At 38.8% G+C, this 9064-nt stretch carries 2 protein-coding genes and 1 pseudogene; all 3 read right to left on the bottom strand.

The window, feature by feature from the left end; translation table 11 throughout:
- Window positions 1-37: 37 nt before the first annotated feature.
- The 3 genes and pseudogenes from fabD to SCALIN_RS06120 all read right to left on the bottom strand — a co-directional run bounded on the left by fabD (window position 38) and on the right by SCALIN_RS06120 (window position 9054).
- Window positions 38-2376: pseudogene (fabD, locus tag SCALIN_RS23805) on the bottom strand (ACP S-malonyltransferase).
- Window positions 2377-2551: 175 nt separating this feature from the next.
- Window positions 2552-3493 carry a DUF6208 family protein gene (locus SCALIN_RS06115; protein WP_133111707.1) on the bottom strand — a complete coding sequence of 314 codons (942 nt, stop codon included), beginning with the start codon at window positions 3491-3493 and terminating at the stop codon, window positions 2552-2554.
- Between the two features lie 152 nt (window positions 3494-3645).
- Entirely contained in the window at window positions 3646-9054 is a 5409-nt protein-coding gene (locus tag SCALIN_RS06120; protein WP_261341000.1) for an SDR family NAD(P)-dependent oxidoreductase, read from the bottom strand.
- Window positions 9055-9064 lie beyond the last annotated feature (10 nt).

Raw genomic sequence — 9064 nt, forward strand, 5'->3', positions numbered from 1 at the left:
CTGCCAATGCTTATTTGCAATGACTGACCCTGATCCATTAATTATTTTCAACAATCTTTGACCCATCTCTGCTTATAACTGGACGAAGTAACTCTTTAGGAATCTTTACCTTCTGTAATAGTAAAAACTTGACATTTAAGAGGTAAGCGGCACTATACATTATGATTTCAGCTATTTCATCTACATGCCTGTTTCTCCATTTCTCTAATTTACTCCCTTTTACCCATTGATTAAATGACCCTAATGCGGGGCTACAATGTACTTGATAATCAACTCTATTCTCAGGATCTCCTTCAAAAGCAAGTTTAGTTGTATGATAGAAATACCAACGGAAGATTAAAGCCATTTTATGTTTAGGGTTTTTTTCTGCTTTTTCAATTTCTAAAGGCGCTATTTTACTAAAATATTCTTTTGTTTCTTCATATACCTGATCGAAACTTCTCTTGAAGTAGTTGTTTTCAATCTGTTTCTTTGTTTTTGCGTCTATCTCATCTACGCTGTTACAAAACTTATACAACTGAAATAATTTATTTGCCCTGGCGGGGAAAAATACCCCTTTTTTCAGTACCTGCACCTTTGCCCCTAACTCAAACATATCTCCAGCCGGTGCAAATTCAGTATCCTGAATATTCATATCAGCCAGCAAGTCTTTCACCTGATCGCTGATTCCTGCCTCAACAGTGCATTGGTTTATAGAACCGGTAACCACATAATCAACCCCCATCATAAAAGCAGCAAGAATTGCATGTGGTGTTCCCAGCCCACCAGCAGCCCCAACACGTATTTCTTCGGGATATCCGTGCTGTTCCATCGCTCCATCTCTCATCGTCATAATAGCAGGGATCAATGCATAAGCAACACCATTATCAGTATGCCCGCCGGAATTGGCTTCTGCGGTAATATCAGAGGCCATGGGGATTTTAGCAGATAATTCAGCTTCTTGTTTGGTTATCTTACCGGATTGTACAAGTATTTTTACTAATTTTTCAGGTGGAGGACTTAAGAACTGTACGGCAACTTCCGGACGTGACAGCTTGGCAATTATTTTATTAGGTACTGTTATGCTCCCATCTTCATTTTGTCTGGTACCTTTTACACGATAGTAGACAAGATGTTCGGTAACTTGAAGGTAAGCGGCCGCCTCAATTATAGTAATGCCATGCTTAAGATAGAGATCAACCGTCTGCTCCTCAAGCCTGGGGCTTACAAGATTACATAAAAGGTTCATGCCAAAAGGTTCACCATTCGGCAGGTTTTCTTTTATCGCCAAGATAGCAGTTTGTATCTGGTCTAACTGGCATCCCCCGGTGCCGTAAAATCCCAGGATCCCAGCTTTTGCGGCTGCTGTAATCATTTCTACCGAAGAGATGCCCCGCACCATTCCGCCTACCACATAGGCAAATTTCAGGTTGTGCTCTTTTATGAACCTTTGACTACCCAAGCCCTCCGGAGATAACAATGTTAGTTGTTTTGCAAGCCCTTTGAGCTTATCATTCTGGAGAGTGATCATTTCAGCAATATTCATGATTTTTATTATTTAATCTGTGCTATCAGTCTGGATAATACATTACCAGGGCCTGTTTCTTCAAACTCCGGTGCAGTCTGCTGCTTTAGATATTGAATAGATTCTACCCAACGTACCGGGTTGCTGATTTGCTGAATCATGTTATTCATTATTTCATCGTTTTGGTAAGGTTTAGCAGTGTAGTTGGCAATGACTGGAATTTCCAATGGTTTAAATTCAATTTGTCTCAGGAAATCGGCAAACTCATTTTGTGCTGCTTGCATGTAACGTGAATGAAAAGCCCCACTCACTTTTAATGGAATAAACATTCTAGCTCCTGCATTTTCAAAAACAGTCTTAACACTATCAATATCCTCTTTAAGCCCTGATATAACAGTCTGTGTTGGAGAGTTATAATTAGCAACATCAATTTCGTCAAATCCTGAACCTTCTAAAACCTGCTTAATTCTATCCGATTCCATACCTATAACGGCAGCCATCCCTCCTCCACTCGCTTTTACCATAATTTGCCCTCTTCTTTGTACTATTTTTAAACCTGTAACAAAGTCAAATACTCCAGCAGCAAAAAGGGCATCATACTCACCAAGGCTATGCCCGGCAGCAAAATCAGGACGTAAACTGGCTTGCTCCGTTTTACTCAAATATGTAAGTGCATTTACAATATACAAAGCCGGTTGTGTATAATCTGTTTGGCCCATTTTTTTTTCAGGGTCCTCAAGGCAAAGATCCTTTATTGAGTACCCCAACACATCATCGGCCTGTTTCACTAATTCAGGAAATTGATCAAACAAATCGCCTCCCATACCAACAGACTGAGACCCTTGACCAGGAAAGACATATATCTTCGTCATACTCCACCCCCCCCTACTAAATGTTCAAATTAGCCACCACTCCAGCTTATCTATTTATTCAAGCAGAAGACCCCAAATTCAGATGCTTAAGTAGCCGTATATTATACGCTAAATTACACAATATAGTAAAATAGATTATATTAATACAGATAGAAAGTCAGAAATTTATAATCTCTCAGATTTTCTGTATAACTTTACACTGAATTTTTTTTGAAGAGGTGGCGGATTCAACCTCATTTTTGTAGACCACTCTTATTAAGTAATATCCATCACAAGGAACAGTTTGACTCAGATAACCTGTTTGATCAATCCTAATCCAAAATACCGGAAAACTGCATGTATTATAATAAGCGAGGTAGATATATGCTCTATCTAATACATCTGCCTCAAAATCTACATGGAGAGAGTTCCCTTTTGTCAGACAACCGTATTCAAATAACGTCTCAGGGTTTCCAACTGGTAAAAATTCGCTCGTAACAAGAGAGGCCGAAAAAAACTTGTTCCATCTTAGCATGTGGAACATGTAATAGTGCAGACAGTAATAAAAAAAACCACGTTTGTTTTCTATTTGTTTTAAATATGTCTGGTACTCTTGCATTTCATTATTCATTGAACGGCAAGAAACTCTTTCAATATTGTCCACTCTGACCGCTGGAAATTTTACATCATGACTGCAATTATAATAACGTAAACCAATACTATACAGGCCCTCTTCCAGATTTACCTTCTGCCATTCTGTTCCTTCTGCCGTATTCATAGAACCGACATAAGCAACAGTCTGATGGCATTCATTGTAAATAACTAACGTCCACTGTTTTGCCGACCGATTGGCAGCTTCTATTTGTATATCAATACTTGACTCAACCTTTAACGACCCGCCTAAAACACCGATAACGGCACTACAGTTCCATCGTGGTCCGGTAACCATGATGTATACCAGACCCATAGGTTGTTTCAATGCTTCGGACAATCCCAACCAATGTACAGGTTCACCTAAGCTGGACCGACGTCTGACCTCTTTTCTTACAACTTTCTGTAAGCAGAATCTGACAATCCGATAGAAAAAAAATGATAAAACAGACAACGGTAATCGCCATACGAGACAAATACTTTCCAAATCTTGCTCCTACCAAACGTAAATATTTCCTATGTATCAAATCAGGCCTTCAACGACTTTTTTGCTAATATGCAACCCTATAGTTTCAAAAACTTTAAAATTCCTAAACATGTACTCAACCAGGTAATTCATGTGGCTACGATGACCACTTATCAAGGATTATGCTTTTTGTGACTATCGAAACTATCTTTAATTATCAGCTTTGTCATCTGCATCCATTCGCTGACTAATTTTTTTATTGTAATGTGCCGATATTTATTCCTGGAATATCTAGCAATCAATACAAGATGATCTTTTCTCATTCTTACTATCAAATCCAATAAATAAAGACGATCATGGCCAGGTGATTCAAAAATATGGGTTTCAACATTTTTAATATTCGAAGTATTGATCTCAGGCTGATAATTCAAGCGAACAGGCCCAATCTCATGAGCATAAGGCAGCAATCCCTGGTTCGAAAGGATTTCATAGGTCACACCTCCCATCGGTATTTGCCGATATTTTTCCTTAAAATCCTGAATAAGCCCCCTAACCGATGTTTCTTGTTCAAACGCTAAAGAGATAGGAACATCTCCGGCAAACCATCCCATAGCATTATGATATTGTCCATTCAAGCCTGTGTCTCTGCGGTGGAGACGATGAGTAATTACGAGCTTTTTCTGTTTCGACCACTTAGACAGACAGTGATATAGCCCCACAGACAGATAATCAAAAAAACTACTTTTTTGCCTTGAATCCTCGACACCTAATTCAGCAAATGAATATCTGGCGCTATATTCTTTCTCTGAAGCAATATTATTAGGCCCATTGTTAAAATCAACGGGGAATTTCCTCTGTATACCTTCTATTCGTTTACTCCAAAACTTTTCATGGTCTACAATTACTCCATTTCTCTCTAACTGGAATAGTTCATCAACATATTTTGCATATTGACGATCTATCTCTCCAATATTCATTTCAGGATTTTGATAGAATTCAAATAACTCTTTACGCACTAACTCAATGGACGCACCATCGGCTATTAGATGATGTATGACAAAAATAACCTGATATTGCCCCTCCCCCAATGCAGCAACTCCACACGATAATAAAGGCGCAGTATGGATCTTTAACATTCTATTCAATTTCCGTTCAATATCTTTGAACCGTTTCCGCTTCGCATTATCATCAAGGTTTGATACGTCTTCGTAAATAACAGAAGGTTCCGTGTTTTCCTGTTCATACTGTGTCCATTTTCCCTTCTCCAATAAGAAAGTATTTCGTAAGACTGCATGTTTGTTAACAACCCTCTGAAGGCTGTCTTTAAATCGCCCAATTTCAAACCCTTCATTAAAATGTGTTTTATAGCTTTGTACGATATACCAGACCGGGTCTGGACCAAAACGGTCCAGAAATGATGTCTGCGATGGGGAAAGTCTTATACCTTTTGAAGTATTAATTTTATAATTTAATTCTTCAGCTAGCCGAATTGTTTGAGGACTAAGCTGGTTTGATTTATCTAAATGTTTCTCCCAAATATTTGCAAATTTTGACTCAATCTTACGGTGCTTTGTAAAATTAGGGTCTCCTATTTGAATTGAAACTCCGTGAATGCCTTTTGTCATCTTATTCCCATCATATGGAGACAACATCGACTTTTCAAATTCTATATTCAAATAAGAACACAAGGATTTCATGGTCTTTTCAGGATTTCTGACAAGATCTTCATAACGTATTTCTGCCCATCTGTTTTGAGGTTTTGTTGATAGAAAAGACCGTATATTTGCATTCATCTCTCTCCACATCTTTTCCGAGAACAACCAGGGATCCTCTTTAATACCTAACATTTTATCAAACCGATTACGCACAAACGATTCCATAACCGCAAGAGGATGACGTACCAGATAGATGTAAAAAGGATTTTGACTAATCTCTTCTGCTCTTTCCAGTATTGACTTATCCATTGCATAAGAAGGAGATTTGTCCACAACATAACGGTCACCTGCAAGTTTTTGCAGGTATTGGTAACTTTCTGAAATAGTCAGGTTTTTCGTTTCTAACTCCTGCATTCTCTCCTTTGCCTTTTCTAAAGACAACCCTTCTAAATCCTTAATCGCCTCAATGAACCCTTCTCTGAAATATATTTGATTGCTTTTAGTCAGCAAACCTTTCCTTTTTTCCAATGTATCAAATGGCAAGAGATACAATTCCGGAGGAGCAAATAGTTTTGAATGCCCCATCATCATTACCCGTAGTAAGGTAGATCCGGATCTAGGAGTACTTAATATGTATATGAGAGGTTTTTCACGCTTTGCCCCATTGTCATTTGCTTTTTCCTGAATAGTTACAGGTTGTAATTGTGTCAGTTCCTTTTCCAGATAGCTTGTTAACTTTTCAATAGTATTATATTCCAGTAATTCTCGTGGATATAGTTTCAATCCGTAATATGACTCTATTTCCTGCACAATCTGCATTCCAAGGATAGAATCTATTCCCAGATCATGCAGATCTGCATCAGGATCAATCCTATCCATGTCAATATTCATAATTCCAGAGATAGTTTTCAGTAAAAACATACTGATATCTTCTTTCTTACCAGCCACGACATTCAACGTTTTCTCATTTTCACATTTTAAATCCCGGGCAACAGCGACCGTATCAGAGGTGATAATATTTTTTTCCGTATGCTGCACCTGTAGTAACTTATCTACCTTGTCCTTTTCACCATCAATAACAATAACTTGTGGTTGTTCTGAGACTAATGCGCTCTCAAATGCCTTTACCCCTTGTGCACTGTTTAGCACTCTTATCCCATATGAATTGAGCATCATCTGTTCTGCTTCAACGCTCAAAGCCATTCCACCCTCTTTCCATAACGGCCAATTGATAGATAGACTAATCCCCTTCCTCTTACCTTCTGCCCTTAATAACTCCCTCGTCTCCACATAACTATCCATAAAGCTATTTCCGCTTGAATAATCACACTGCCCTATGTTCCCTATTACTGAAGAAAGTGAAGAAAATAATACAAAGAAATCTAAATCTTCGTCCTTTGTCACTTGATCAAGGTTTAGCAATCCATAAAGCTTCGGACTAATGACATTCTCAAACGAATCTCGCTCTTTCTTTATAATTAATGTGTCATCAATTACCCCGGCACTGTGTATTACCCCATCAAGTTTCTTGAATCTTTCCCTGGTGGCCCTAATGACTCTTTCCATATCATCCGACTTGCATATATCTGATTGTACATATATAACTTCTCCTCCTGATTTCTCTATCTCTCTTATCTTCTCCTGCTTCTCTTTACTAAGATGGGACCTTCCGGTTAAGACTAACCTGGCTTGATATCTATCACCCAAATATTTTGCAAAGATTAAGCCAATGCCTCCGGTCCCGCCAGTGATCAAATACACACCTTTTTCTCTGAGAGGAATTTGTTTATCTCCTATATCTTCTTTGATATCTAATTCTGAAACCCTCCTGACAAATCGTTTATTATTCTTGTATAATATTTCGGTTTGGTCATTATTCTCAACAGAATGCAACTCCCTGATTGCAATATTTAATACTTCTGTATCCGTCTCCTTACGATCAACCTGGATTACTTTGAAATCATACCCCGGATGTTCCAGCTTTATTGTTTTCGCATATCCGGATACGGCAGCATCCTGTGGCTGGGTAATCTTTTTGGAACGGTGAAATAGATATAATACTCTTAATCCTTTCTCGAATTTAAGTCCAATAATCGCCTTGCTGAGATAAAATATTGAAAATAGACCTCTGTTAAGATCCTCTTTTATATCATCTTTGCATAATTCAGAAATGTCTACTGATAAATAGTTCCATAGATGAATAATACTGACTGGGCCGGGTTTTTGGCAACACGTCTCTTCCAACAATCTCAGATAATCTCCCTGATTTTCAGGATTTATTTGATATTCAGTTTCAGAAAGCCTACTAAACCGGGGACCCGGACTTACATAAACCGCATCTTCCAAACTATCTATTTCATTTGTAACAGGTCCTGCATTATGGACACTCTCCTCTCCCTTCTGAAAAATGAGAACACTACCTGTTTCTCTTTTAACTTCAGACCCTGTAAGATTTAATCTCTTCCATATTGGCTGGTAATATAAAATATTTCCATAACCGCTATTAAGTGGGACCGTATCGACTGTATCCTTAACTGATGATACCCAATATCTCTCCCTCTCAAAAGGATAAGTTGGCAAAGATATTCTTTTCGCGGGATTATCACTATAAAGAAGGTCCCATTCAATATTAATCCCTGCCAACCACAGCCTTGCAATCTTAGTTAATTTTCTATTACTAACTACAAAATTAACATATTCCACGTCCTCTTCATCATTATCAAGAATGATCGACCGTTCTCCGTTAGTTTTAATATTTCCGCTATAAAGACCTTGAATGCTATCTCTTCCATCCAGATAATCATCCAACATTTGTATCAACCCACTCTCATCTTTAACTATCATTGCAAGACGCTCTTCATAATTTTCTCTTCCTATCTGAAGAGTATATGCAATATCTCTAAGGGCTGGCAGATTTTCAACGTCAGTCAATTTATTCTCACCATGTCTGCCTCTATTTTGCTCATTTTCCTTAATATTATTAATCAAAAAAAACTTTAATCTCTTTGCATACTCTTTCACCTGCCCATCGCTTTTGGCGGAAAGTACTATTAAAGATCCTTCATCAGGTTTATTTAAATTAATAGATGTCGCCCTCTCCCTACTATCTTCATATTCCTCAAGAACAATATGTGCATTTGCACCTCCAAAACCAAAAGAACTTACTCCGGCCCGTCTTGGTATGGGCTTATTATCCACGTCCCTCAAATTTGACCATTCCAATGTCTTGTCTACTAAATAAAAAGGGCTTTCTTTGATGTCTATATAAGGGTTTATCTCCTTAACATTAATTGATGCAGGTATCCTTTTATGTTTCATTGAAAGTAATATCTTAATAACCCCCGCTATACCCGCCGCAGTCTCAAGATGTCCAATATTAGACTTAACTGATCCCAGTCCACAATAATTACTCTTTTTCCGGACCTTATCAGATCTTGAATATAATTCGGCAAACGCTTTCTTAAGGCCATTTACCTCAACAGGATCACCAAGTTCAGTACCTGTGCCATGCGCTTCAATGTAAGATACTGTATCCGGTAATATACCCGCTCTCTCATAGGCCGTTACAAGTAGATCTGCCTGTGCCCTGGGGTTAGGCGCCGTCAGTGAATTCGCCCTTCCGCCATGGTTCTCTGAAGTACCTCTGATCACACCGTATATGTGGTCGCCATCCGTTATCGCCTTGTCAAGGGGCTTTAAAAGTATCGCCCCTACTCCCTCTCCCCTTACATAACCATTAGCGCCCTTACTAAAAGTCTTGCATCTACCGTCCGGCGCCAGCATGCCGGCCTTACCAAATGATATAAACAACTCGGGTGACAGCAGCGCGTTCACTCCACCCGCAATAGCAAGATCACAATCACCCGTCTGCATCGATTGTACCGCCCTGTGTATCGACACCAGCGAACTCGAACACGCCGTGTCTATCGGCTCGCTC

The sequence above is a fragment of the Candidatus Scalindua japonica genome (assembly GCF_002443295.1).
GTDB lineage: Bacteria > Planctomycetota > Brocadiia > Brocadiales > Scalinduaceae > Scalindua > Scalindua japonica.